The sequence below is a fragment of the Vreelandella sp. ssv genome, assembly GCF_059448525.1.
In genome coordinates this window covers 1,640,769-1,666,902 of record NZ_CM182545.1, presented here as the reverse complement: position 1 = coordinate 1,666,902, position 26,134 = coordinate 1,640,769, and the positions used below count along the sequence as shown (strand labels likewise).

Annotated in this window: 20 protein-coding genes; 9 read left to right on the top strand and 11 right to left on the bottom strand. The window is 55.8% G+C overall.

Annotation, left to right across the window (positions count from 1 at the left end):
• Positions 1–15: 15 nt before the first annotated feature.
• The 8 genes from AC5TBW_RS07615 (at position 16) to AC5TBW_RS07580 (ending at position 9,867) form a co-directional block, all read left to right on the top strand.
• The gene (locus AC5TBW_RS07615) at positions 16–1,185 is read left to right on the top strand and encodes an isovaleryl-CoA dehydrogenase (protein WP_495511476.1); all 1,170 of its coding nucleotides are present in this window, start codon (positions 16–18) and stop codon (positions 1,183–1,185) included.
• A 10-nt stretch (positions 1,186–1,195) separates the two neighbouring features.
• Positions 1,196–2,803, top strand: a complete 1,608-nt coding sequence (locus AC5TBW_RS07610; protein ID WP_495511475.1) for a carboxyl transferase domain-containing protein — start codon at positions 1,196–1,198, stop codon at positions 2,801–2,803.
• 12 nt (positions 2,804–2,815) lie between these two features.
• The gene (locus tag AC5TBW_RS07605; RefSeq protein ID WP_495511474.1) at positions 2,816–3,640 is read left to right on the top strand and encodes an enoyl-CoA hydratase/isomerase family protein; all 825 of its coding nucleotides are present in this window, start codon (positions 2,816–2,818) and stop codon (positions 3,638–3,640) included.
• On the top strand, positions 3,637–5,691 hold the full coding sequence (locus AC5TBW_RS07600) for an acetyl/propionyl/methylcrotonyl-CoA carboxylase subunit alpha (RefSeq protein WP_495511473.1): 2,055 nt from the start codon (positions 3,637–3,639) through the stop codon (positions 5,689–5,691). The genes AC5TBW_RS07605 and AC5TBW_RS07600 overlap by 4 nt, the downstream gene beginning before the upstream one ends.
• Positions 5,692–5,700: 9 nt before the next feature.
• Positions 5,701–6,606, top strand: a complete 906-nt coding sequence (locus AC5TBW_RS07595) for a hydroxymethylglutaryl-CoA lyase (RefSeq protein WP_495511472.1) — start codon at positions 5,701–5,703, stop codon at positions 6,604–6,606.
• A gap of 85 nt (positions 6,607–6,691) precedes the next feature.
• Entirely contained in the window at positions 6,692–8,395 is a 1,704-nt protein-coding gene (locus AC5TBW_RS07590) for an AMP-binding protein (protein WP_495511471.1), read from the top strand.
• Between the two features lie 6 nt (positions 8,396–8,401).
• Positions 8,402–9,226, top strand: coding sequence for a class I SAM-dependent methyltransferase (locus tag AC5TBW_RS07585; protein WP_495511470.1), 825 nt, complete (start codon positions 8,402–8,404; stop codon positions 9,224–9,226).
• Positions 9,227–9,303: 77 nt separating this feature from the next.
• Positions 9,304–9,867, top strand: a complete 564-nt coding sequence (locus tag AC5TBW_RS07580; RefSeq protein ID WP_495511469.1) for a putative outer membrane beta-barrel protein — start codon at positions 9,304–9,306, stop codon at positions 9,865–9,867.
• Here the strand turns inward: AC5TBW_RS07580 and AC5TBW_RS07575 are convergent.
• From AC5TBW_RS07575 to cysM, 9 genes are all read right to left on the bottom strand, one after another.
• Positions 9,864–11,756 (bottom strand): monovalent cation:proton antiporter-2 (CPA2) family protein, encoded by a 1,893-nt coding sequence (locus AC5TBW_RS07575; protein ID WP_495511468.1) that lies wholly within the window; start codon positions 11,754–11,756, stop codon positions 9,864–9,866. The two genes, AC5TBW_RS07580 and AC5TBW_RS07575, sit on opposite strands and share 4 nt — an antisense overlap.
• 4 nt (positions 11,757–11,760) lie before the next feature.
• Positions 11,761–12,036: a DUF1294 domain-containing protein gene (locus tag AC5TBW_RS07570; RefSeq protein WP_495511467.1), complete on the bottom strand. Its 276-nt coding sequence runs from the start codon at positions 12,034–12,036 to the stop codon at positions 11,761–11,763.
• Positions 12,037–12,097: 61 nt separating this feature from the next.
• Positions 12,098–13,162, bottom strand: a complete 1,065-nt coding sequence (gene rluF / locus AC5TBW_RS07565; RefSeq protein WP_495511466.1) for a 23S rRNA pseudouridine(2604) synthase RluF — start codon at positions 13,160–13,162, stop codon at positions 12,098–12,100.
• A 35-nt stretch (positions 13,163–13,197) separates the two neighbouring features.
• Positions 13,198–13,743, bottom strand: coding sequence for a DUF924 family protein (locus AC5TBW_RS07560; RefSeq protein ID WP_495511465.1), 546 nt, complete (start codon positions 13,741–13,743; stop codon positions 13,198–13,200).
• Positions 13,744–13,797: 54 nt separating this feature from the next.
• Positions 13,798–16,446, bottom strand: coding sequence for a phosphoenolpyruvate carboxylase (gene ppc, locus AC5TBW_RS07555; protein WP_495511464.1), 2,649 nt, complete (start codon positions 16,444–16,446; stop codon positions 13,798–13,800).
• Positions 16,447–16,483: 37 nt separating this feature from the next.
• Positions 16,484–17,323, bottom strand: a complete 840-nt coding sequence (mazG, locus tag AC5TBW_RS07550; protein WP_495511463.1) for a nucleoside triphosphate pyrophosphohydrolase — start codon at positions 17,321–17,323, stop codon at positions 16,484–16,486.
• Positions 17,323–19,599, bottom strand: coding sequence for a GTP diphosphokinase (gene relA / locus AC5TBW_RS07545; protein ID WP_495511462.1), 2,277 nt, complete (start codon positions 19,597–19,599; stop codon positions 17,323–17,325). Before relA ends, mazG begins: the two co-directional genes overlap by 1 nt.
• 63 nt (positions 19,600–19,662) lie before the next feature.
• Positions 19,663–21,063 (bottom strand): TRAM domain-containing protein, encoded by a 1,401-nt coding sequence (locus AC5TBW_RS07540; RefSeq protein ID WP_495511461.1) that lies wholly within the window; start codon positions 21,061–21,063, stop codon positions 19,663–19,665.
• Positions 21,064–21,065: 2 nt separating this feature from the next.
• Entirely contained in the window at positions 21,066–21,974 is a 909-nt protein-coding gene (cysM, locus tag AC5TBW_RS07535; protein WP_495511460.1) for a cysteine synthase CysM, read from the bottom strand.
• Between the two features lie 90 nt (positions 21,975–22,064).
• On the opposite strand from cysM, the gene AC5TBW_RS07530 reads away from it, so the two are divergent.
• On the top strand, positions 22,065–24,821 hold the full coding sequence (locus AC5TBW_RS07530; RefSeq protein ID WP_495511459.1) for an ATP-binding protein: 2,757 nt from the start codon (positions 22,065–22,067) through the stop codon (positions 24,819–24,821).
• 64 nt (positions 24,822–24,885) lie between these two features.
• Here AC5TBW_RS07530 and acpS read toward each other — a convergent pair whose 3' ends face one another.
• Together acpS and pdxJ are read right to left on the bottom strand one after the other, a co-directional pair.
• Entirely contained in the window at positions 24,886–25,263 is a 378-nt protein-coding gene (gene acpS, locus AC5TBW_RS07525) for a holo-ACP synthase (protein WP_495511458.1), read from the bottom strand.
• Between the two features lie 33 nt (positions 25,264–25,296).
• On the bottom strand, positions 25,297–26,115 hold the full coding sequence (pdxJ, locus tag AC5TBW_RS07520) for a pyridoxine 5'-phosphate synthase (protein WP_495511457.1): 819 nt from the start codon (positions 26,113–26,115) through the stop codon (positions 25,297–25,299).
• Positions 26,116–26,134: the final 19 nt, after the last annotated feature.

Sequence of the window (26,134 nt, the reverse complement as noted above, 5' to 3'; positions counted from 1 at the left end):
AACAGGTGATTGACCATGTTTTCACACTACTCAGAACTTAATTTTGGCCTCGATGACGAGCTGAACATGCTGCGTGAGCAGGTCAACGCCTTTGCGGCCAGCGAGATTGCCCCCCGCGCTGCCGAAATCGACCGCACTAATGAGTTTCCTAACGACCTCTGGAAGAAGTTTGGTGATATGGGGCTGCTGGGCATCACCGTCTCTGAAGAGGATGGCGGTAGCGGTATGGGCTATCTCGCCCACTGTATCGCCATGGAAGAGATTTCGCGGGCCAGCGCATCGGTAGCGCTCTCTTACGGCGCCCACTCCAACCTGTGCGTTAACCAGATCAAGATCAACGGCTCCCCCGAACAGAAAGCCAAGTATCTGCCTAAGCTAATCAGCGGCGACCACGTGGGCGCTTTGGCGATGTCTGAACCCGGTGCAGGCTCTGACGTGGTCTCGATGCAGCTGCGTGCCAAGCAGAATGGCGACCACTACATCCTTAACGGCAATAAAATGTGGATCACCAACGGTCCGGATGCGGATGTGCTGGTGGTCTACGCCAAGACCGATCCGGAAGCCGGCTCCAAAGGCATTACCGCCTTTATTATCGAAAAAGGTATGCCCGGTTTCTCCACCGCCCAGAAGCTCGACAAGCTGGGCATGCGCGGTTCCAACACCTGTGAATTGGTATTTCAGGACTGCACGGTTCCCGCTGACAACATTCTCGGTGGGGAAGGCAAAGGCGTACGCGTACTCATGAGCGGGCTGGACTATGAGCGTACCGTACTGGCCGCTGGACCGATCGGCATTATGCAGGCCGCTATGGATGTGGTGATGCCCTATATCCACGAGCGCAAGCAGTTCAATCAGTCGATTGGTGAATTCCAACTGGTGCAGGGCAAGGTGGCGGATATGTACACCACCTTGAACGCCTGCCGCGCTTATCTATACGCAGTGGCCGGTGCCTGTGATCGTGGCCAAACTTCACGTAAAGACGCCGCCGGTGTGATTCTCTACTGTGCCGAAAAGGCCACTCAGGTGGCGCTGGACTCCATTCAGTTGCTTGGTGGTAACGGTTATATCAACGAATACCCTACCGGGCGCCTGCTGCGCGACGCCAAACTGTATGAAATTGGTGCGGGCACCAGCGAAATTCGCCGGATGTTGATTGGCCGCGAACTCTTCACTGAAACTAAGTAAAGGCTGCGCCATGAGTACTGTGAATAGCCAAATCAACCCGCGTAGCGATGTGTTTCAAGCCAACGAAGCCTCAATGCTGGGTGAAGTTAATAAACTGCGTGAACTGACCGCCGCTGTCGCCCAGGGTGGCGGTGCTAAAGCCCGTGATCGACATGAAAGCCGCGGCAAACTGTTTGTGCGTGACCGCATCGATCACTTGATCGATGAAGGCTCACCATTTTTAGAGTTTTCCGCCCTTGCGGCTCACAATATATACGATAGCGAGATCCCCGCCGCTGGCGTGGTTACCGGTATTGGTCGTGTTTCCGGCGTCGAGTGCGTGATTGTCGCCAACGACGCCACGGTGAAAGGCGGCACCTACTTCCCGCTCACGGTGAAAAAACATATTCGCGCCCAGGAGATCGCCCGCAAGCATCGCCTGCCGTGCATTTATTTGGTCGATTCCGGCGGTGCCTTCCTGCCCCGCCAGGATGAAGTATTCCCCGACCGCGATCACTTCGGGCGCATCTTCTACAACCAGGCGACCATGTCTGCCGAAGGCATTCCGCAAATTGCCGTGGTGATGGGTTCCTGCACCGCAGGCGGCGCTTACGTGCCCGCCATGGCGGATGAATCGATCATCGTTAAAGAGCAGGGCACGATTTTCCTGGGCGGCCCGCCCTTGGTAAAAGCCGCCACCGGGGAAAGCATTAGCGCTGAAGACCTGGGCGGTGCCGACGTTCACGCCAAGGTCAGCGGTGTCGCCGACCACTACGCGGAAAACGACGCCCATGCGCTGCAGCTGGCTCGCGCCTGTGTGTCGCGGCTGAACTGGCAAAAGCGTGGCAAGCTCGCCATGCAGGCGCCAAAGCCACCCAAACTCGACCCTGCGGAGCTGTATGGAATTGTCGGCACCGATCTGAAAAAGCCCTACGACGTGCGCGAAGTCATTGGCCGCATCGTCGATGACTCCGACTTTGATGAGTTCAAGCGCTACTACGGCGAAACCCTGGTCACCGGCTTTGCGCATATCCATGGTTACCCGGTGGGGATCGTGGCCAACAACGGCGTGCTGTTTTCCGAAAGCGCGGTGAAAGGCGCGCACTTTATTGAGCTATGCGCCCAGCGCAAGATTCCGCTGATCTTCCTGCAGAACATTACCGGCTTTATGGTCGGCTCCAAGTACGAACACGAAGGCATTGCCAAGCACGGCGCCAAGCTGGTGACCGCCGTGGCCTGTGCCAAGGTGCCCAAATACACCGTCCTGATTGGCGGTAGCTTCGGTGCGGGTAACTACGGTATGTGCGGCCGCGCCTACGACCCCAACCTGCTGTTTATGTGGCCCAATGCGCGTATTTCCGTCATGGGCGGCGAACAGGCAGCGGGTGTTCTGGCTCAGGTTAAGCGCGAGCAGCACGAACGCGAAGGCCGCGAGTGGAGCAAAGAGGAAGAAGAAGCCTTCAAGCAGCCTACCCGCGAGCAGTACGAACATCAAGGCCACCCCTATTACGCCAGCGCTCGCTTATGGGACGACGGCGTGATTGATCCGTTGCAAACCCGCGATGTGCTGGGGCTTTCATTAGCTGCCGCGATGAATGCTGAAGTCGAAGAGACACGCTTCGGCGTGTTCCGGATGTAAGGGGCAATCACCATGGCTTACTCAACGCTGATTATTGAAGAGGGCGTGGCGCGCCTGACCTTAAACCGCCCCGAGGTGCATAACGCTTTTGACGACAGCCTGATCGCTGAACTGAATGCACACCTAGAGCAGCTACACACCCTTGCTGAGGCGGGTGATGTACGCGTCGTGGTGCTGGGTTCCGAAGGCAAGAGCTTCTCTGCGGGTGCCGATTTGAACTGGATGAAGCGCATGGTCGATTACGACCTGGAGGATAACCTCGCCGATTCCCGCAAACTCTCCGCTCTGATGCACGAGCTCGATACGCTGCCCTGCCCCACGGTTTGCCGCGTTCAAGGCGCTGCCTTTGGTGGCGCGGTGGGGCTTGCTGCCTGCTGCGATGTGGTCATCGCCTCTGACAAAGCCAAGTTTTGCCTCTCGGAAGTCAAAATTGGCCTATCGCCTGCGGTCATCAGCCCCTATGTCCAACGTGCCCTGGGCGAGCGACAGATGCGCCGCTATGCATTAACCGCAGAAGTGATGGACGCCCCTACGGCGCTTGAGCTCGGTTTAGCGCATCAAGTGGTAGAGCACGAAACGCTAGACAGCACAGTCGACGCCATGCTGACAACACTGCTGGCAGGCTCGCCCCAGGCCCAGCGCGCCACCAAGGCGCTGATGGCCACGGTTGCTCAAGCCCCTGACAGTGACGATACCCGCGAGCATACCTGCCAGGTGATCGCCAAGCTGCGGGTAAGCCAAGAGGGCCAGGAGGGTTTATCCAGTTTCTTTGAGAAGCGCCGCCCGGATTGGGTCGAATCCAATAACACACCTAACGCTTCGGAGCGCCGCTCATGAACAAACACGAAAAAGCCGCTCGCACGACGCCTTTTGACACTCTGCTGGTCGCCAACCGTGGCGAAATCGCCTGCCGTGTAATGCGCACTGCGCGCCGTATGGGACTGAAAACCGTCGCGGTGTATTCCGATGCTGATGCCAGCGCACGCCACGTGCGTGAAGCCGACGAGGCCGTGCGCTTAGGCCCTGCCGCCGCACGGGAAAGCTATCTGAATATCGATGCGGTGATTGACGCAGCCAAACGTACCGGCACCGGCGCCATTCACCCCGGTTACGGCTTTCTTTCTGAAAACGGTACCTTCGTCAAAGCCCTTGAAGAAGCGGGCATTACTTTTGTCGGTCCGCCTGCCTCGGCGATCGCCGCCATGGGGGATAAATCCGCTGCCAAAGCACGCATGGCCAACGCCGGTGTACCACTGGTGCCGGGTTACCATGGTGATGATCAAGACGACGCCCTGCTCCGCGCTGAAGCCGACAAGATCGGCTACCCGGTCATGCTCAAAGCCAGCGCGGGTGGCGGTGGTAAAGGCATGCGCGTTGTTGAATCAGGCGATGGCTTTCAGGCAGCGTTAGATGGCTGCCGCCGTGAGTCAAAAGCCGCCTTCGGCGATGACCGCATGCTGATCGAGAAATACCTGGTGCAGCCGCGCCATGTGGAAGTCCAGGTGTTCTGTGACCGCCACGGTAACGGCGTTTATCTGTTCGAGCGTGATTGCAGCGTTCAGCGCCGCCATCAAAAAGTGATCGAAGAAGCCCCCGCTCCAGGTATGACGTCGGAGCTGCGCAGCGCCATGGGTGATGCCGCCGTTCGCGCAGCCCAGGAGATTGGCTACGTGGGCGCAGGCACCGTCGAGTTTTTGCTAGACATTGATGGCTCATTCTACTTTATGGAGATGAATACCCGTCTTCAGGTCGAGCACCCGGTCACCGAGATGATTACCGGACAGGATCTGGTCGAGTGGCAGCTACGCGTAGCCATGGGAGAGCCACTGCCCTGCTCTCAAGATGAGCTGACGATTACCGGCCATAGTTTTGAAGCGCGTATTTACGCCGAAGACCCAGACCAGGATTTCCTACCCGCCACCGGTCTGCTAACCCGCTTTGCACTCGACTTAGAAGGCGCAGGTTTAAGCGGCGACCAGGTTCGCCTTGATAGCGGTGTAGAGAGCGGTGACTCGGTGTCGATGCACTACGACCCCATGCTCGCCAAGCTGATCGTTCACGGTGCCGACCGCGATGCGGCGCTGGCCACGCTTAACCGTGCCTTGGCGGCACTGGACGTACAGGGTGTTGTGACCAACCGCGCCTTCTTAATGCGCCTGGCAACGCATCCTGGCTTTAAGAACGTGGAGCTGGACACACGCTTTATTGAGCGCAACGAAGCGACGCTGTTTGCTCCTCGTACTCACAGCATGGAAGCCTACGCCAGCGCGGCGCTGATTGGTCTGCATCAGCTTTCTCAGGAGTGCGAAAGCGATTCGCCCTGGGATCGCCACGACGGCTTCCGGCTCAACGCGCCGCACACCATTCGTATTGCACTGTGTGACCCTGCGCACGCTCAAGCCGCTGATAGCGACGACGCGGTAGTGATCGTTGAAGGTAAACGCAATGCGGGTGAGTCGCTGTGGAACCTCATCATTGGCGATAAAACGCTAACTGCCAGTCTGCAGCCGCTTACTGGCGATGCAGTCGCCGTTACCTTGAATGGCCACCGTCGCCGCCTGCAGGCGCGCCGAGATGGCCATGTAGTGGTCATGGCCGACCCAAGCGGTGAAACCCGCCTGTTTTGGCGCCGCATTGATGCCATTGACCACGGCCACCACGAAGCGGAGTCTACCCTCACTGCCCCCATGAACGGCACAGTAGTTGCCCTGCTAGTGGAGCCTGGGGTTGTCGTCGAAAAAGGCATGCCGCTGATGGTCATGGAAGCCATGAAAATGGAGCACACCATGACCGCTCCAGCCGATGGTAGCGTGGAGACATTTCACTTCCAGGCCGGTGACACTGTTAACCAAGGCGCTGTGTTGCTCGACTTTGCGGCCAACGAATAGGAGTCACCGATGCCATTACCCACCTCTGTAAAGCTGTTTGAAATGTCGCCTCGTGACGGCCTGCAGAACGAGCCGGGGGCCATCGTGCCCACCGCGACTAAAATTGCTCTGATCGAGCGGCTTGCTAAAGCAGGTATCACGCATATCGAAGCCGCCAGCTTTGTGTCACCTAAATGGGTGCCGCAAATGGGCGATGCCGTTGAGGTCATGGCCGGCATTAAACGCCAGCCAGGCGTGGTTTACTCCGCACTAACGCCCAATTTAAAAGGGCTCGAAAACGCCCTAACAGTGGGGGTTGAAGAGGTCGCCGTATTTGGTGCAGCGTCAGAAGCGTTCTCGCAAAAGAACATTAATTGCTCCATTGCCGAGTCGCTGGTGCGCTTTGAACCCGTACTAGAGCGCGCCCGTGAGGCGGGCGTGCGCGTGCGCGGCTATGTCTCCTGCGTATTGGGCTGCCCTTACGAAGGCGAGATCGCCCCCGACAAAGTGGCTGAAGTGGCCAAAGCACTGTATGAGATGGGCTGCTACGAGGTGTCTCTGGGCGATACCATTGGCGTCGGCACGCCGCTGGCGGCTAAACGCATGATTGAGACAACGCGCCAACAGGTGCCCATTGAGTTTCTGGCCGCTCACTTCCACGACACCTACGGCATGGCGCTGGCCAATCTTTATGCCGTCCTGGAAGAGGGCGTTAGCATAATTGATGCCGCTACTGCGGGGCTTGGCGGCTGCCCCTATGCCAAAGGCGCTTCCGGCAACGTCGCCACTGAAGACGTCCTCTATCTGCTAGAAGGATTGGGGATTGAAACGGGCATCGACCTACAAGCCGTGATCGAAACCGGCTACTGGATTACCCACGAGCTAGGCCGCAAGCCCAGCTCCAAGGTGGCCCTGGCAAAAGGCGCTAGCCGTTGAATGAGACGTGAATAATAACAATGAAAAGTAGCTAGCGATCCCCTGCCTTACCGCTCGGACAAGAAAAATATCGGAGAGATACACCATGGCATCACCTACTCTTACCCAACCCAGCTACTCCAGCAGCCTGGCTGACAAGCCCCTTCTGGGCATGACGATCGGCGATAAATTTGACCAAATCGCGACGCAATATGCTGATAATGACGCGCTGATTGTACTGCACCAAAACATTCACTGGAGCTATCGCCAGCTTCAGGAAGAGGTCAATCGCTGTGCCCGTGCGCTGCTCTCCATCGGCGTCAATAAAGGCGACCGAGTGGCCATTTGGGCACCCAACTGCAGCGAATGGACGTTAACGCAGTTTGCCACTGCCAAAATTGGCGCCATCCTGGTCAACATCAATCCCTCTTACCGCACGCATGAACTTGAGTACGCGCTGAATCAATCCGGCGCGCGTTTTCTGGTCACCGCTAACAGCTTCAAAAGCTCTGACTACAGCGGCATGCTGTATGAGTTGGCCCCCGAGTTAAACGCCAGTAACGAAGGTGAGTTGAAGTCGCAAAAGCTGCCCGACCTTGAGTGCATTATTAATTTAAGCAGCGAAAAGCTGAGCGGCATGTGGCGCTGGTCTGACCTGATGCAAGAAGCCAACAAGGTTAGCCAAACCGACGTTGACGACCTGCAGGCAACGCTGCAGTTCGACGATGCCATTAATATTCAGTACACCTCCGGCACCACGGGTTTCCCCAAAGGCGCAACGCTTTCCCACCACAATATTCTTAATAACGGCTTCTTCGTGGCGGAAAGCATGGGCTTCACCAGTGAAGACCGCTTGGTAATTCCGGTCCCGCTCTACCACTGCTTTGGCATGGTGATGGGCAACCTGGGCTGTATGACCCACGGTGCGACCATGATCTACCCGGATGAAGGCTTTGATCCCGGTAAAGTACTCAAGGCGGTGCATGAGCAGAAAGCTACCGCGCTTTATGGCGTGCCAACCATGTTTATTGCCGAACTTGATCACCCTGATTTCCCTGGCACCGATCTCTCTTCACTGCGAACCGGCATTATGGCGGGCTCGATCTGCCCTGCGGAAATCATGAAGCAGGTCATTAGCAAGATGAACATGAAGGGCGTCCAGATCGCCTACGGCATGACGGAAACCAGCCCGGTATCCACCCAGACGGGGGCCAATGACAGCATCGAGAAGCGCGTTTCCACCGTGGGTCGCACTCAACCGCATCTGGAAAATAAAATTGTCGACCCCGGTAACGGCGGCATTCTCCCCCGCGGAGAAATTGGCGAGCTGTGTACCCGAGGCTACAGCGTGATGCTCAAATATTGGAATAATGACAAGGCCACTGCCGAGGCGATTGATGAAGCGGGCTGGATGCACACCGGCGACCTGGCCACCATGGATGAAGAGGGTTATATCCAGATCGTCGGCCGCATCAAAGACATGGTGATTCGCGGTGGCGAGAACGTTTATCCCAAGGAAATCGAAGAGTTCCTTTACGCCCACCCGGCGATTTCAGAAGTTCAGGTCACCGGCGTGCCGGACAAGAAGTATGGCGAAGAGCTGATTGCGTGGGTGAAACTCAACAGCACCGCGGGTGAAGTGACGGGCGAAGAGCTACGCGAGTACTGCAAAGGTAAAATCACCCACTTCAAAATTCCACGCTACTTCAAATTTGTTGATGAATTCCCGATGACCGTCACCGGCAAGATTCAGAAATTCAAGATGCGCGAAATTTCGATTCAGGAGCTAGGCTTGGATCAAGAGTCATAACGAGCAATGACCAACCCCAATCGTGTAGCGGATCACTATCAGCGCGCCCTGCGCGCTGATGAAGTGCTGGTACAAATAGATACCCACTACCCCGATGGCCCCACGCGGCACCAACTGGCACCACTGGATCAGTTGCATATTGGCGGCGTGGCGGCCTCTACTCGGCTGCTTGAACTGCTCAGTCCTAACACCCACGGCAAAGTGCTGGATATTGGCGCTGGGTTAGGCGGATTAATGCGCCAAGGCGCGGCGCTAGGGTTTCAAATGACGGGGCTGGATATCACGCATAGGTTCAATGCATTAAACAAAGCATTGAGCTTACGGATAAAGCAGCCTGAATCACTCCCGCTTGCCTGGGTCACCGGTAACGCGAGCGCCCTGCCGTTTGCCGATAACAGCTTTGATGCCGTGCTATTTCAGCACAGCCTGCTAAACATGCCCGATGCCGCCAAAGTCATCGCTGAAAGCCACCGCGTGCTGCGCCCTGGCGGGCAGGTAGTCATGCATGAAGTGGTCAGCGGCCCAAACGTGGCACAACTTCGCTACCCAGTGCCATGGGCAGCCTCTTCCGAACACTCTCATTTGCTTACCTTGGTAGAGCTGACTCGACTGCTTGAAAAGGGCGGCTTTCGACTGGAACACGTGGATGATTGGAGTGATATGGCTAAGGCGTGGCGCCAGCGCCAACGGCAAAAAGAGCAGCTGAAACGACCAGCAGTGCTCTCTCCAGAGTGGGTATTTGGCGAGCGCTTTATCACGATGGGTAAAAATTTAGTCGATAACTTAGCCCAGAGCGCAATTAAAGTGGTGGAAATCCAAGCCAGTTGCTAACCTGAATAGGATTGCTTTCTCCTCTTTACCCATGGCTATACGACAACAATTGGGTATGAAACGATAGGTGTATAAAAATGCCAATCAAGCGCTTGGCAAGCACCCTTATCTGCTGCTCTATTCCCTGGTTTAGCAGCAACGCCGACGAGCACCCGCCGGTGATGGCGTATACCGCACCCAACAGCGAACTCATGCAGCTCGATAATGGCGTTATTCTGGAAGGTAGCGACCTTCAAAGCCTTGATAACTATACCAGCGGTTTTCGAGTCACCGCTGGCTTCAGCCCCTGGCGATTTCCCCAGCTCGATATTGGCGCTGAAATTGCCTACCGGGAAAGCGACGAAATCTCCACCTCCTCCAATGTTAACCCCCTCATCATGGATACACTCAGTTTGGGAGGCGCCATTGTTGCCGGCGTTCGCATGGGTGCTTTCAGCATCTATGCGAAGTCCGGCATCACTGAATGGCGTGGTGAAAGTGAGCTGGAAGGCGCCGATGAAAGCGGCACCGCGATGCTACAAGGCTTCGGAGCGACCTTAACGATCAACCGGCTTGTTAGCCGACTGGAATACGAGCGCATCGACGCTCCCACCCTTAGCCATCTCAATATGTTAAGCGCCTCTTTGCATATTCCCTTTTAAACGCTTTCGCGATGTTGGTCTGGCGCTGTCCAGATAGGTACATCTTCGCGTTGCGGTTCGTGCCAATCTTGCTGCATGGCGCTATTCAGCGCTTCCTCAAGCTTCATAAACAGCTCACCGTAGCGGGGGCTAAAGCTAATTCCCCCGTCTATCTCTTTCCAAGCCTCAAACAGCTCATCCTCATGGGCTTCTTCATTCTGCACAAAGGCCCAGGTCATCTGCTTGGCACGCATGGGGTGTACACCCATAGCAGTCAATGCGTGACCGCCTAGTTCCAGCGCTGAATGGTAGGTTTCACTGACAACATCATCCGCCCCTGCGTCACGTAGCTGATAGCCATGCCCACGGTCAAAGGCACGGGCCAGCACCCAAACATGGGGGTAGTACTGTTTAACGTGTTTGACCATTTGTACGGCGCGGTCGCGGTCGTCCAAAGCAATCACGATCAAACGAGCATGCTCTATACCCGCCGTTTCAAGCAGATCGGAGCGGCTGGCATCACCAAAGTAGCTTTTGATATTAATTTTGCGCAGATTCTCTATCTGTCCAATCTCGTGATCCAGGGCCACAATGGGAATACTATTGGCCCGCAGCAGGCGGCAGATAATTTGTCCAAACCGCCCCACCCCCGCGACGATAACCGGGGCCTGTTCTTCAATCGTATCGGCCTCACGGTCGTCATTTTTGGCTGTTTGGTAGCGTGGGAGTACTAAGCGGTCGTAGGCAATAAACAGCAGGGGGGTTAAGAACATCGACAGCGCCACAACCAGTGAGAGAACTTGTGAGATATCCGTTGGTATCACGCTATTTTGAACGCTGTAAGTCAGCAGCACAAAACCAAACTCACCGGCTTGGGCAAGGCTTAGCGTGAATAGCCAGCCGTTGCTACCATGCACACGAAACAGTAAAGCTAAACACAGCAGAATAGCGCCCTTAACAGCGATAACGGCAATCCCTAGCGATAGCACTGTTCCCCACTCCGCCACCAGTACCGAAAAGTTAATGCCCGCCCCTACGGTAATAAAGAACAGTCCCAGCAGCAGCCCCTTAAAGGGTTCGATATTGGCTTCCAGTTCGTGCTTGAACTCACTATTGGCGAGCACTACCCCCGCTAGGAATGCACCCAGCGCGGGGGATAGATTGACCAAACTCATTAGCGCAGCAATACCAATCACTAGCATCAAGGCCGTCGCGGTAAATACTTCGCGTAGCCCTGAGCCAATCACATAGCGGAACAGCAGTGGCACTAAATAGTAGCCGCCGACGATGACACTCACGATGGCACCCACGACTACTAAAGCGTGCGCCCAGCCAGGCAAGTGGGCTACCCAGCTTAAGCTGGCATGGCCATCATCGCCGCCCGCGCTCATCAACTCAGGCAGCGCTAGAAGCGGAATCAGCGCCAGCATGGGAATCACTGCGATATCTTGGAACAACAGTACCGAGAAGGCACTTCGCCCACCCTCAGTTTTGGCGAGCCCCTTTTCATTCAGCGTTTGCAGCACAATCGCCGTGGATGAGAGCGCAAAAATCAGCCCCACCGCCAGTGCCGTTTGCCAAACCAGACCCAGCCACCAGGCAATAGCGGTACCAGCGGCAGCCGTCAGCACGACCTGAAGCCCACCCAGACCGACCAGCCGGACGCGCATCGCCCAGAGCCCCTTGGGGTCAAACTCCATGCCTACCAAAAAAAGCATCATCACCACACCAAACTCGGCGAAGTGCTGAATGGTAGTGGTCTCTTGGCCCACCAGCCCAAGGATTGGGCCGATGACCACCCCGGCGACCAGATAGCCTAGCACTGACCCCAAACCAAACCGCTTGGCGAGCGGTACCGCAATCACCGCGGCAAGTAGATAGATAAACGCCTGAACAAAGTAGGCTGTCATTGTTTTATCCCTCGTAAGGGTAGAGAGTTAAGCCGAGTAAGCACGCTAGGTTTATGCCGACCGTCAGCCAATAAACAACTTTAAATGCGGTTTTCTGGGTTTTATGACGCAGGCGTTGTTGTGCAATCCAGGCCCCCGGCCACCCGCCGACTAATGAGAGAAGGTGTAACGATTTTTCGCTGACCCGTCGACGCTGTTGGATGGCCGCCTTTTTATCCATCGCATAAATAACATAAGCAATAACGCTGACCATGGCGTAATAAACGGCGATTAGAATCAATATTGATGCACTCGAAAGAGGTGATAGTGGCACTAGGGGTTAGGTAATTCTGGTTAGCTGGTTACTTGCGACGCGGTGAGGGCTTACCCCCTACCGGCTTACCTCGCCCAACGCCCCCCTTTCCAGCCGGTTTAGCCCCTGCTTTTCCCATGGCACCGGGCTTACCTTTAGCTCCAGGTTTACCTTTAGCTCCGGGCTTGCCAGGCGCACTACCTTTCGGGCCAGCACCTATGTTTCCGCTGGCTTTTCCGCTGTTGGCTTTTTTACCTTTGGGAAGGGGTTTAGCCCCCGCGCCAGCCTTGGCAGGTTTTTGGCGCCCTTTGGCGGGGGGCTGCTTGGCCTTTCCAGCATCCGAACGCCCGTTATAGTTGGGCCTTGCTGGCCTGCTTTTCTTCTCAGGCACGGCTTCTGACTGCTCGGTTAAAGCCACAATGGTATCGATCTCTTTAGCGGTGAGATCACGCCAGTCTCCCAGAGCTAAGCCTTTGAGCGGTACATTCATAATGCGCGTGCGAATCAGCTGAGTGACTTCATAGCCGAAGTATTCGCACATGCGCCGAATTTGCCGATTGAGCCCCTGCACTAAGGTAATGGTGAACACAAAGGTGGACTCTTTTTGCACCTTGCAGCGCTTCGTCACCTTACCGAGAATCGGTACACCGCTCTGCATGCCGTCGATAAACTCCTCGGTGATCGGCTTGTTCACCGTGACCTGATACTCTTTTTCATGGTTATTATTGGCGCGCAGAATTTTATTAACCAGATCGCCGTTGTTGGTTAAAAAGATCAGTCCCTGGGAGTCTTTATCGAGCCGACCAATGGGAAATATGCGCGTACCGTGCTTAACGAACTCAACAATATTGTCCTTCTCGCTGGATTCGGTGGTACTCACAATCCCCACCGGCTTGTTCAGCGCAATAAGGACGAGATCCTCCTCTTCCTGGGGCTCTATCTCCTGCCCGTTGACCTTAACTAAATCCCCCGCAACGACTTGATCGCCGGTGGTGGCACGGCGGCCGTTAATCCACACGTTGCCCTGCTCCACAAAGCGGTCTGCTTCACGGCGAGAGCACATCCCACTTTCACTAATGTATTTATTGATACGGGTAGATTTTCGTAACGACATATAACGCCATGTGGCTAAAAGGAGTGAACAAAAAATTAAAAAGAGGAGCCAGGCTGCTTTAGAAACGCCAGCTCCTCGTCGGTAGAGGCCCGTCCCAGCAGTGAATTGCGGTGCGGATAACGCCCGAAGCGATCGATAATCGCCTTGTGGCGCACTTCAAAATCAAGATTATTCTCTAACCCCTGCTGGTCAAACAACTGCATTGCCACTTCATGAATGGCGGCAGATTCGCTGTGCATGTAAGGCATGTACAAAAATGCCCGCTGCTGAGGGGTTAGCTCAACATCTGCACCCGCGGCCAATGCCTCTTGGGCAAGCGCCAGCGCTAGAGCATCGGTAGCAAAAGCGCGGGCATCGTCGCGATAGATATTGCGCGAGAACTGATCCAGCACAATGATCTCCGCAAGCCGACCCTGCGCCGTTTGCCGCCAGGCATAACATTCGCACTGTGCCGCCTTGGTATGCAGTTCACCAAACCGCTCCGAGATCGTACGATCCATCTCGGGGTCTTTTTTAAACCACTGAGCAGGCGTCAACGCTTCAAACCAAAAGTCGAGTACCGCTTGAGCATCTGAGGACATTGACGCCACCCTGTTGTAGTGGAAGTTGCGCTAGAACACTGCGTAAATAAAGAATTAGCCCGTGTTACGTAAGCCAGCGGCAATACCTGCCATGGTGACCATCAGTGCCCGGGAAAGATCGGCACTAATGGCGCCATCGGCATCGCGGTTACGCTGCAGCAATTCAGCCTGAAGCCCATGCAGCGGATCGATATACGGGTTGCGTACATCGATTGCTTGGCGAATCAGCGGCGTGTTCTCCAGCAGTTTCTCCTGCTGGAGGATATCCAACACCGCCTCTTCAAGCCGCGCAAAACGCTCACGCAGTTTTTTACCCAACGCCTTCAGGGATGGCTCATCGACCAAGCGGTGCTCATAGTAGGCGGCAATCGCCACATCGGCTTTGGCTAGCAGCATCTCAAGCATGTCGAGATAGGTACCGAAGAAGGGCCAGTCATTGCGCATCTCTTGCAGCACTTCTCGCCCACCTGGTTGCTCTAAGCGTGTTGTGAAAGCTTCGCCGCTGCCCAGCCACGCGGGTAGCATTAAGCGAATCTGCGTCCAGGCAAAGATCCATGGAATGGCGCGCAGGGTTTCCACACCGCCATCCTGACGCCGCTTGGTGGGACGTGAGCCTAGCGGCAGCCTTCCTAAAGCGCCCTCCGGCGTTACCGCCCGAAAGTAAGGGACGAAATCGGGGTCTTCCCGCACCACGCCGACATAAGCACCATGAGCAACTTTAGCGAGTTGATCCATCTCTTCACGCCAGTGCGGTTCTGGCGCACGGGGGGGCAGCAAGGTGGCTTCCAGCACCGCGCAGGCATAAATTTCCATGGAGCGTAGCGCAATATCCGGCTGGCCAAACTTGAAGCGGATCATTTCGCCCTGTTCCGTCACCCGTAGGCTACCGTTTACCGAGCCGGGAGGCTGAGACAGAATCGCCGCGTGGGCTGGGCCGCCACCACGGCCAACGGTGCCACCACGGCCGTGGAACAGGGTTAAATCAACGCCATGTCGGTTACATACACTCACTAACGACTCTTGGGCGCGGTACTGGGCCCAGGCAGCGGCCAACTGACCGGCATCTTTGGCTGAGTCGGAATAACCAATCATTACCTCCTGACGGTCATCGATCAGCGAGCGGTAGCCCGGTATTGCTAACAGTTGATCCACCACAGCGCCTGCGTGGTCCAGGTCGTTCAGAGTTTCAAACAGCGGCGCTATAGGTAAGGTCACTTGCCCGCCCACTTCTTTCATCAGCAGTGCTACGGTGAGCACATCAGAGGGCTCTGCGGCCATGGAGATGATGTACGTCCCCAGTGCTTCAGAGTGCTCCTGAGCGATGACTTTGAAGGTATCCAGCACTTCCCTGGACTCGGCGGAACACTCCCAGCGGCGCGGAATCAGCGGACGGCGGGAAGCCAGCTCGGCGAGCAGGAATTCTTGACGCTGGGCTTCGTCCCACTCGCGGTAGTGGCCAAGCCCGAGCGCACTGGTCAGCTCTTCAATCACTTGGGCATGGCGGCTGGCTTCTTGGCGCAGGTCGAGTTTGGTCAACGTAACACCAAATACGGCGACCCGACGCAGGGTATCTAGCAGCGCGCCGTTAGCGATAGTGTCGAGACCCACATCACACAGCGAGCGGTAGCAGGCGAGCAGCGGAGAGTATAGCTGATCACGGGTTTCGATAATCGGCCCACCATCGTAGTTACGCCCGTCAAGCTCTGCTTTGGCCCAATCGCGGGTCGATTCCATTCTTGCCAGTAGGCGCTTCAGCACTTCGCGATACGGTTCGGTGACATCGCCAGCTTCGGCTTTGAGCGCGCTGTTGGCCTTCCACATGGAGAGCTCGGTCTTCAACTGTTCCAGGTCGCGCAGGTAAAGATCGGCGGCCATCCAGCGGCCCAGTAGCAGTACTTCGCGGGTGACTCGTGCGGTCACATTGGGATTACCATCGCGATCACCGCCCATCCAGGAGGCGTAGCGGATGGGCGCCGCATCCAGGGGCAACCGCTCACCGGCGGTATCCAGCAGCAGGTTATCCAAATCCCGATGAAAGTCCGGTACCGCCTGCCACAGCGAATTTTCAATCACAGCAAAGCCCCACTTGGCTTCATCGACCGGGGTGGGGCGCTCGTGGCGAATTTCGTCGGTGTGCCACGCCTGGCTAATCAGCTCTTCCAAGCGTCCCTGGGCACGGGTGCCGCGTTCGGGATAATCTTCCGAGCTCTCAATGGCGGTTAGGCACTCATCAATGGCGTCATATTTCTGAATCAGCGTGCGGCGGATAACTTCCGTGGGGTGGGCGGTTAACACCAGCTCAACGCGCATATTGGCCAGAGTTTCGACCAGTTTACGCGGGGAGTTGCCCGCCTGCTGAGCGCGCTTAAGCAGTTCACCAAGCACCGGTTGAGAGCCCGGCTTGTAATCTTCCACGCGGCGAAAACGTGCACGATAGTGCTGTTCAGCAATGTTGGCGAGATTTAAAAACTGGTTAAACGCGCGCGTTACTGGCAGCAGGTCACGCTCAGGCAACTGACGAAGATATTCAATCAGTTCGCGCTGTTGTAGTGAATCGCCTTGGCGACCGCGCTTGGCATGAGCGCGAATGGTTTCAATTTTATCGACAAATGCTTGGCCCAAATCATCGGCAATGGTGCGCCCTAGGCTATCGCCCAGAATACGCACGTTATCGCGCAGGGATTCGTGTAGGTCGTGACTCATTGGCATGGCCTCCTTGCAGGGGTCGCTAATAATTAGATCAGGAATGGGTAGATTGTTTTTCTTCTGCTTTGGCTGCCTGCCAGTGGGCTTCCATTTCGTCTAACGAGGCCTCCGCCAGCGGTCGCTGGGCAGCGTTAAGCTCGCCTTCGACGTAGCGAAAGCGACGTTCAAATTTGGCATTAGTCGCGCGCAGGCACCGCTCTGGGTCAGCGTTCAATGTGCGGGCGAGATTGGTCACCGCAAACAGCAGATCGCCGACTTCCTCTTGAGCGTGCTGTTGATCACCGGCGGCGAGCGCCTCCTCGACCTCGGCCAGCTCTTCGCGAATTTTTGCTATCACGCCCTTGGCATCTGGCCAGTCAAAGCCTACCCGCGCTGCGCGCTTCGATAGCTTGGCAGCCCGGCTGAGCGCAGGCAGCGTGCGTGGTACATCGTCTAAAACCGACGGCGTGGCGACAGCTCGTTCGGCTCTCTCTTCCGCTTTTAACGACTCCCAACGGCTATTCACCTGCTGGGTTTGCACCTCTTCAGCACTCACTCCAGGCGGTCGGCGCGAGGCCAGGGTGCCATCCGGGAACACGTGCGGATGACGACGCAGCATTTTGGCCGTCAGCGTATCGACAATATCGGCAAAGTCGAAGCGCTGCTCTTCGGCTCCAAACTGAGCGTAGTAGACTACCTGAAAGAGCAAGTCGCCCAGCTCACCAGGCAGCTCATCAAAAGCACGCCGCTCAATGGCATCGGCAACTTCGTAGGCCTCTTCAAGCGTATGGGGCACGATGCTGTCCCAGTCCTGCTGCAAGTCCCAAGGGCAGCCCTGCTCAGCGTCACGCAGTACTTGCATGAGGGTCAGCAGGTCGTCCATACCATGGCGCATTATGCCCCTCCCTTACGTGATTGTTTTTCCGGGTCGGCATTGCGTAAACGGCGTACTTCGGTGACATTTGGCAATTGCTGGATGCGGGAAAATAGCCGCCCCAGCGACTCCAACCCGTCGACTTCCAAGGTAATACGCAGACGGGCGATGCCCTCGTCGGTATCGGTCAAGGTGTTCACAGCCAGTAGGTTGACTTTTTCATTGCCGAGCAGCCCTGTCACATCGCGCAGTAGCCCTGAGCGATCCCAGGCTTGAATTTCGATGGTCACCGGATAGCGCGTCTGGGCGCGTTCGCCCCACTCTACCTCGATAATACGCTGAGGTTCATCCAGGCGCAGTTGCAAAATATTGGCGCAGTCTTGCCGGTGTACGGTAACCCCACGCCCTTGGGTAATGAAGCCGATAATCGGCTCGCCGGGAACCGGACGGCAGCAGTTCGCCATACTGGTTTTTAGATTGCCGACGCCAAGAACCGTGATATCACTTTTCGTGGCTTTACTGGATTGACGCTGAGGCTTGGCTAGCAGGCGATTAAGCTGCTCCTGGTCGTCGGTTTCGCCGAACAGCTGTTGGGCCTGATGCAGCACCTGACCGATGCGCAGGTCTCCTGCACCAATGGCAGCGTACATATCGTCAGCATTGAGGTAATTAACTGCCTTGGCGAGCTTTGGTAGATCAAGCCCCTCGACATCCAGTCGGCGCATCTCACGATCAAATAGCGCCCGCCCCTCATCCAGGTTTTGATCCCGCGCCTGGTGCTTGAACCACGCCTGGATTTTGGCCCGTGCCCGTGAAGTACGCACATAGCCTAAGCTGGGGTTTAACCAGTCACGGCTTGGCCCGCCTTTGGTGGCTGTCAGAATCTCGATCTGCTGACCGGTTTTGAGCTTGTAGGTGAGCGGTACGATGCGACCATTTATTTTGGCACCCCGGCAGCGGTGACCAATTTCGGTATGCACCCGATAAGCGAAATCGATGGGGGTGGCTATCCGCGGCAGATCGATTACATGACCATCGGGGGTGAATACGTAGATGCGATCAGGCGCGACATCGCTGGAGAGCCCTTCGCGCAGATCGCCAAAGCCACCCACCTCGTCCTGCCACTCCAACACCTGGCGCAGCCACGCGATTTTCTCTTCGTAGCTGCGGCTTTTGGCATTGATATCGTGACCTTTATAGCGCCAGTGGGCACAAACGCCCAGCTCTGCCTCATCGTGCATGGCAAAGGTGCGAATCTGAATTTCGAGCACCTTGTTTTCCGGCCCCATCACGGCGGTGTGAAGCGACTGATAGCCATTCTTTTTGGGATTGGCGATGTAGTCATCAAACTCATTCGGCACGTGGTGCCAGCGCGAGTGAATAATCCCCAGCACGGTGTAGCAGTCGGCCACTTCGGGCACCAGAATCCGCACCGCACGCACGTCATGGACTTGCGAAAAATCGATCCGCTTACGCTTCATTTTGCGCCAGATCGAGTAGATATGCTTGGCACGCCCGTCCACGTCGTAACGATGAATATGCTGGGCTTCCATCAAGGCTTTGATGGTTTCTACTACATCGTGAATGTAGCGATCACGGTCCAGACGTTTTTCAGCCAGCAGTTTGGCAATCGCCTTGTACTCATCTTCATGCAAGTAACGAAACGATAGATCTTCAAGCTCCCACTTAAGTTGCCCGATGCCCAAACGGTGCGCCAACGGCGCATAGATATCGGCGACCTCTCTGGCCACCTGTAAACATTTTTCCCGGGGAGCATCTTTTACCTGACGCAGTGCACAGGTACGTTCGGCAATTTTGATCAAGGCGACGCGCACATCGCCCACCATATTAACCAGCATCTTGCGCAGGTTTTCCTGCTGGTTATGTTGGCCCATGCCATGGTCAGGTGCTAATGGGTAGCTGATCGCGGCCATTTGCAGCACGCCGTCGATCAGACTAGCCACTTCTTCGCCGAAGCGTTTTGTCACGGACTCAAGGCTCAGCAAGCCTTCACGCACCGCACGGTAGAGAACGGCGGCCTCAAGTGTCGCCTGGTCTAGCTTTAATTCTCCCAGAATATCCGCCATTTCCAGACCCATGCGGAAGCTAGAGCCTGGCGATAGCCACACGCGATGAGTGCGAGGGGCTTCAAGCTCTAACTTCTCAGCAAGTTCACAAGCTTCGACTAAACGCTCGGGGTCACGTAGGCGCACATCCTCTTGCAGGCGCGTTAACCATTGCTGTATGTCCACCTTCCCGCTAGCGTTTAGCGGCTGGTCTTCACGCACTTTCACCATGACAATCAATCATCCTTTCAGAGAGACGGTCTCCACACGGCCGTCACCGTGGTTTGAAGTCATTTAATCCACATCGGCTTCAAACAGCACCAGCGTTTCCATATGCGCAGTGTGAAGGAACATATCCGCCACTGCTACTTGCTTAATCCGGTAACCCGCATGCACAAGGTGTGCCGCATCTCGGGCAAGCGTTGCGGGGTCACAAGAAATATAGACCACCTTGGGCACTGGGTGACGTGCCAGCGACTGACAAATGACTTCACCGCCACTGCGGGGTGGGTCGAGCACCAGCGCATCACAATTTCGGTGCACGGTTAACAGCTCATTAACACTGGCTACGTTGCTTAAATCGGCCTGCTGACCGCTGATCATCAGTTGATTACGCTTAGCATTAATGGCAATGCGCGCCACCATGGCGGGGTTTCCTTCCACCGCATGCACCTCCGCACCCGCTGCCGCCATGGGTAGGCTGAAGTTTCCAATGCCCGCAAAAAGGTCGAGCAATTTTTGACCGGGCTTGGGCGCCAGCCACTGCATGACCTGGGCAACCATCTGCTGATTAACCTGGCCGTTCACCTGTAAAAAATCGCCTGGAGCAAAACCTAGCGTCAGCGCTGGTTGCCCATCAAGTGTCAGCGACTCTTCCAGTGCCGGGGGTGCGCCATGCCAGTGCAGCGTGGGGGTTTCACGCCCCAACCAGGTGCCTAGCGCCACCTGCTGTTGCTGGGCAAAGGTTTGCCAGCGTTCGGCATCCCGAAGGTGCTCTTTGAGCTGGCGTACCAGCACTACCTGGGTGGTCGCTGTGGCCAATAATTCTATGTGTCCCACCTGGCGAGGAGCGTCTAAGCTTTTCAGTAATTCGCGCAGAGGCGTTAGCAATTGCTGTAAGGCGTCTACCAATACCGGGCAGCGATCAATGTCGATTAAGCGATGGCTATGGGCGGCGCGAAAACCGAGGCGGGTATTACCCTGGCTATCGACTTTAACGCCCAACCGTGCACGGCGACGATAGCCTTGGTCGTCGCCCTGAATCGAGCTGATCTCGCCTAGCGTGATGCCCTGGCGCGAAAACAGATCACGCACTACCTCACGCTTATGATCACGCTGAGCATCGACATTTAAATGCTGCAGATCACACCCACCACAATGACCAAAATGGGGACAAGGTGGCGTCACGCGCTGATCTGAGGTTGTTAGCAGTGACTTGATATGGGCTTCATCAAAACGTTTACGCGTGAGATGAATGGCCACTTCGACTGTTTCACCGGGTAATGCCTGATCAACAAAGACAGTTTTACCGTTGGCTGAATGTGCAACGCCACGGCCATCGTGCGCTAAGCGCTCAATCACCAAGGGCGCGGTGTCATCCGTAGCCGTATGACGTGCTTTGCCGCATGGCGTGCCTGCCAGACCAGAATGACCTGACGCGGGCCTGGGCGGCCGCCGTTTTCCCAACATGGCCATGGTTATACTCCTGGGGCAAATAGGCCAGTGGAAAGATAGCGGTCACCACGGTCACAGACGATAAACACGATCACGGCATTTTCCGTTTGCTCAGCAATGCGCAGCGCGCCTGCCAAACTACCTCCGGATGATACCCCGGCTAAAATACCCTCTTCACGGGCCAGACGGCGCATGTGCTCTTCGGCCTCTTGCTGGCCAATATCCAGGGTGACATCCACCCGGGGTGCTTCAAAAATGGCGGGTAAGTACTCTTTAGGCCAACGCCGTATGCCAGGGATACTGGCGCCGTCAGCGGGCTGTAAACCGACAATTTGAATGGCTGGATTTTGCTCTTTCAAATAGCGCGACACGCCCATGATGGTGCCCGTGGTTCCCATGGAACTGACGAAATGAGTCACCTCGCCGCCGGTTTGTTGCCACACTTCAGGCCCTGTAGTGCGGTAGTGCGCTAAAGGATTATCTGGGTTGGCGAACTGATTGAGCGGTTTACCCTCCCCTCTGGCGATCATGTTATCGGCAATATCCCGCGCCTCCTCCATACCGCCTGCTTTGCTCGCAGAAATTAGTTTAGCGCCATAGGCAGCCATCGCCTGCTTACGCTCATCAGAGGCATTCTCGGGCATGACCAGTACCATCTGGTAGCCTTTCAGCGCGGCGACCATGGCCAGCGCAATGCCGGTATTACCTGACGTTGCCTCAATCAGCGTATCACCGGGGGTAATATCGCCGCGGGCTTCAGCCTCGTTAAGCATTGAAAGGGCGGGACGATCTTTCACCGACCCAGCGGGATTATTGCCTTCAAGTTTGGCCAACAGCGTGTTATTGCGACCGGCACTAATACGCTTCAGGCGTACCAAGGGCGTGTTGCCGACCACATCTTCTAACGTGGGATAGCCCTTAAGATCTTTCATGAATGTTCCTTATCATAACCGTTATGCTGCATTATATCGGTGCTGCCTCAGACTGGACAGGCAACCTCATTGAATCTGCGAGCTTCTTTCATGTCTTTGAACACCCGTCTTCTGTTTGCCTTACTCGGTTTCCCGCTGCTGGTATATGCCTTGATGTCCGTATTACTGGTCATACAGAGTGATACGGAAGCGCGCGCCGCTCAGCAAGAGCGCCTGGAAAACGCAGGCGAACTGCTTGCCCCAAGCTTTGCAGACGCCATCGCAGCGGGTGATGCTCAGCGCCTGGAAACCCTGGCGCTCCAGCTCCTGAACATGAAAGGTCTTCGAACGGTTGCGTTATTTGATGCGCAAGGCAACCGCCTCTTGTTGTTAGGCCAATCCGCGCCCGCCACCCTTGATGCCCCCGCCAACGATCAACTGATCATGGAAGTAGACGCATGGCGACTGCGCGTACCGTTTAATGTTTTCGAACTATCTACAACCCCATCTACAAACCCAGCTACACCCCCAACCACCGCCAGTGACGGCAGCACTGGCTGGCTAGATATAGAGATGGACACTCGAGCGCTCACTCTGGGGCACTATAAGCTCATTGCCAGTCTCAGCTTAGGCGGCATGTTACTCGGAATGCTGATGTTTTTAGTCGCTTTTGCGATCAGTCGCTATGCTACCCGCCCTATTGAAGAAGCCAACCAAGCCCTTTATCGCCTATCTCGCGGTGACTATCGATTACGTTTGGTACCCTCTAAGGCCGCAGAGCTTCATCACCTAACGAGCCATATTAATGCGCTCGCTGAGCACTTCCAGCAGGCTCAGCGAGATATGCAAATGCAGATAGAGCAGGCCACCAGCGAACTGCAAGAGTCAATGGAAACCATTGAGGAGCAGAATATCAAGCTCGATTTAGCACACCGCAGTGCGCTGCGGGCGAATGCGGTGAAGTCTGAATTCTTAGCTAACATGAGCCATGAAATTCGTACTCCCCTCAATGGCATTATTGGTTTTTGCCGGCTACTAGGCCGATCCTCGCTGGATACGCGTCAGCAGGAGTGGTTGCAGCACGTGCATCGCGCTTGCGACAACCTGCTTATGCTGGTTAATGATGTACTCGACTTTTCCAAACTGGAAGCCAACCGCCTGACGCTTGAAGAGGCGGATATCGATATCGTCGCCCTGGTTGATGAGGTGGTAGGGCTGCACGCCCCCGAGGCCCAGCGCAAGCAACTGCACCTGGTGGCGATGGTGTATGACGATGTACCCACACCGCTTTGTGGTGACCCGCTGCGCATTCATCAGGTGTTAAGTAATTTGATTGGCAATGCGCTCAAATTCACTCATGAGGGTGAAGTGATTGTGCGTGTCATGCTGGATAACCAGGAAGGCCAGCATGTGGTACTGAACCTGAGCGTTAGCGACACGGGTATTGGACTCAGCGACGCCCATCAAGAGGAACTGTTTAGCGCTTTCTCTCAAGCCGAACCCAGCCACTTTCGTCACTTTGGTGGTAGCGGCCTAGGCCTAACTATCTGTCGCCAATTGATAGAACGAATGGGGGGGGAGATTGAAGTTGAAAGCGAACTAGGCAAAGGCACTACCTTCTCTTTCACCTTGCCCTTGCTTGCCCACAGAGCCATTGAACGGCCGCCCGAAATTAGCTTGGCAAACCCCTCCATTCGCTTATATGAAACCCATGCACCTACCCGACATGTACTGGAACACTTACTACAGCGCTGGGAAGCACAACCGGTTGCATATGATGACGCTGAACCGGCACAGCTGCTGATATTAGGCTTGGAGCACAGCGATTATACGCCAGAACGCCACCGCCATTGGCAGCAGGTGATTGATAAAACGCCCTGCCCTGTATTGATTTTAGCTAATGGCAACAGTTTTGACTTGCCGCCTCTGCGGTTAACTCACGGCGGAGAAACGCTTTACAAACCATTCTCTCGGGCGCAATTGGTGGCAACGCTCAAGCAGCTGCTGCTGCCTGCTTTTGTGCCGTATAAAAAGTCAGAACCCTTAGCGATTCTGCCCAACCCATCCCAACCACTCAAGTTAATGATTGTGGATGACAATGCACCAAACCTTGAACTGCTTAAAAATATGCTTGAAGAGCCTTCACTGCATATCACGGCGCTAGAAAGCGGCCACCAAGCGCTAGAGTTTGCGCGAACCAGCAACGTTGATATGGTGTTGATGGATATTCGTATGCCTGGCATGGACGGCGTTCAAACCACTCAGGCGTTGCGCCGGCTTAGTAGCACCTGGGCCCGCTGCCCAATAATTGCAGTGACCGCCCATGTACTCAGCAGTGAACGCCAACAATGGCTTGCAGAAGGCCTTGATGACGTGCTGATAAAACCTATTGATGAGGCAAGACTGCATCAACTGCTTCATCGTTTTTTAGGGGTTACCCATCGGTTCGCCGACAGTAGTGCAACACCCATATCACAAAATAGCAGCATGACCGCTATCAAAGCCTTCAGCCCTACAGCGCCTGCCACGTTACCAGTGATTGATCTTGAGATAGGCGCACGCCTTGCAGGAGGCAAAGAGTATCTGGCGCGCGAGCAGTTGAAACGCCTAATCGACAGCTTAGAGGAGAGCGAGCAGCATATGCGCGCCGCTTTTACTCAGCAAAACTTACCAACACTGCTCGACTGGGTGCATGGATTAAATGGCGCCAGCCGTTACTGTGGCGCGCCAGAACTGGCACTGCTGGTAGAGACACTTGAAACTCGGCTACGCACCAGCGGCTTAGACCATGTAGAAGGGCTGTTGGAAGACCTGTACCGGGCAATGGCAAGACTAAGAGCCCACCGTTCGCTTTTACTAAGGCCCTAATTCATTGTTCAGCATTTCAATAGTTCATGGCCGTGCCATTAGTCATGTGAGAAATGCTGAGCTATTAGCGTTCCAACACCACAAAGGCAACGGCATATTCGGCCTCATCGCTCAAGGTGACATGACTGGCCGTGACACCTGCCGCTTGAAGCAGCCGTTCTGCTTCACCATCAAGCAGAAAATATGGCTTGCCCAAGGCATCGTTTAGCACCTGAATATTGCCCCACTGCATTCCTTCGCGAAGGCCTAGCCCTAACGCTTTAACGAACGCCTCTTTAGCAGCAAAGCGCTTGGCTAGAAATGCCACGGGCTGCGACTTTTGCAACCACAGCGCATGCTCGTGAGGACCTAAAATACGCTGAGCAAAGCGAGGACCATGCCGCTGCACGGCCCGTGCAAAGCGCTCAACGCGGGCAATATCCGAGCCAATTCCCACAATCATCGCCTAAAAAAACCTCTGAATAGAAACCTCTAATTAGTGCCCGCAACAGCCATCATGCACATGGTCTTCTGCATGCTCATGATCGTGGGCATCGAGAGCCGCCATCAATCCCGCCTCCTGACCAGCGATAATCAGACGTTTCATCTCCTGCACGGCCTCTTTCAGGCCCACAAACAGCGCACGGGCAATAATGGCATGACCAATATTGAGTTCGTTAACGCCCGGCAGCGCCGCAATCGCCTCCACGTTGTGGTAGTGCAGGCCGTGGCCGGCGTTGACGACCAGCCCCAGTGAAATCGCGTGGGTAGCAGCGGCGGTTAAGCGGTGATACTCCGCGTTCGCGGCATCGCTACCGGGACGAGCTTCTGCGTAAGCGCCCGTGTGTAGTTCTATGGTCGGGGCCCCGGCGCGCTGGGCAGCATCGATCTGCGCTAGGTCAGGATCGATAAACAGAGATACGTCACAGCCCGCTGCGCTCAGCCGCTGGCAGGCGCTGGCAATAGCGTCAAAGCCGCCGACCACATCGAGACCACCTTCGGTGGTGAGTTCTTCACGCTTTTCGGGCACCAGGCAAACGTGCGCTGGGCGCACTTCCTCAGCCAGCGCCAGCATCTCTTCGGTAACCGCCATTTCCAGATTCATGCGCGTATTGAGGACTTCGGCCAGGATATGTATATCTCGAGGCTGAATATGACGACGGTCTTCACGCAAATGCACCGTAATGCCATCAGCGCCCGCCTCTTCAGCCACCAGCGCGGCTTGAACAGGGTCAGGGTAGCGGGTGCCGCGGGCTTGGCGAAGTGTCGCAATGTGGTCAATATTGACGCCTAACAGAATCCGAGGGGGATGCATGTTGCCTCCAACGCAGCGA

Coding starts and splice junctions, on each gene's coding strand:
- AC5TBW_RS07615 (WP_495511476.1), top strand. CDS start 16: ATGTTTTCACACTACTCAGAACTTAATTTTGGCCTCGATGACGAGCTG.
- AC5TBW_RS07610 (WP_495511475.1), top strand. CDS start 1,196: ATGAGTACTGTGAATAGCCAAATCAACCCGCGTAGCGATGTGTTTCAA.
- AC5TBW_RS07605 (WP_495511474.1), top strand. CDS start 2,816: ATGGCTTACTCAACGCTGATTATTGAAGAGGGCGTGGCGCGCCTGACC.
- AC5TBW_RS07600 (WP_495511473.1), top strand. CDS start 3,637: ATGAACAAACACGAAAAAGCCGCTCGCACGACGCCTTTTGACACTCTG.
- AC5TBW_RS07595 (WP_495511472.1), top strand. CDS start 5,701: ATGCCATTACCCACCTCTGTAAAGCTGTTTGAAATGTCGCCTCGTGAC.
- AC5TBW_RS07590 (WP_495511471.1), top strand. CDS start 6,692: ATGGCATCACCTACTCTTACCCAACCCAGCTACTCCAGCAGCCTGGCT.
- AC5TBW_RS07585 (WP_495511470.1), top strand. CDS start 8,402: ATGACCAACCCCAATCGTGTAGCGGATCACTATCAGCGCGCCCTGCGC.
- AC5TBW_RS07580 (WP_495511469.1), top strand. CDS start 9,304: ATGCCAATCAAGCGCTTGGCAAGCACCCTTATCTGCTGCTCTATTCCC.
- AC5TBW_RS07575 (WP_495511468.1), bottom strand. CDS start 11,756: ATGACAGCCTACTTTGTTCAGGCGTTTATCTATCTACTTGCCGCGGTG.
- rluF (WP_495511466.1), bottom strand. CDS start 13,162: ATGTCGTTACGAAAATCTACCCGTATCAATAAATACATTAGTGAAAGT.
- AC5TBW_RS07560 (WP_495511465.1), bottom strand. CDS start 13,743: ATGTCCTCAGATGCTCAAGCGGTACTCGACTTTTGGTTTGAAGCGTTG.
- ppc (WP_495511464.1), bottom strand. CDS start 16,446: ATGAGTCACGACCTACACGAATCCCTGCGCGATAACGTGCGTATTCTG.
- mazG (WP_495511463.1), bottom strand. CDS start 17,323: ATGCGCCATGGTATGGACGACCTGCTGACCCTCATGCAAGTACTGCGT.
- relA (WP_495511462.1), bottom strand. CDS start 19,599: ATGGTGAAAGTGCGTGAAGACCAGCCGCTAAACGCTAGCGGGAAGGTG.
- AC5TBW_RS07540 (WP_495511461.1), bottom strand. CDS start 21,063: ATGGCCATGTTGGGAAAACGGCGGCCGCCCAGGCCCGCGTCAGGTCAT.
- cysM (WP_495511460.1), bottom strand. CDS start 21,974: ATGAAAGATCTTAAGGGCTATCCCACGTTAGAAGATGTGGTCGGCAAC.
- AC5TBW_RS07530 (WP_495511459.1), top strand. CDS start 22,065: ATGTCTTTGAACACCCGTCTTCTGTTTGCCTTACTCGGTTTCCCGCTG.
- acpS (WP_495511458.1), bottom strand. CDS start 25,263: ATGATTGTGGGAATTGGCTCGGATATTGCCCGCGTTGAGCGCTTTGCA.
- pdxJ (WP_495511457.1), bottom strand. CDS start 26,115: ATGCATCCCCCTCGGATTCTGTTAGGCGTCAATATTGACCACATTGCG.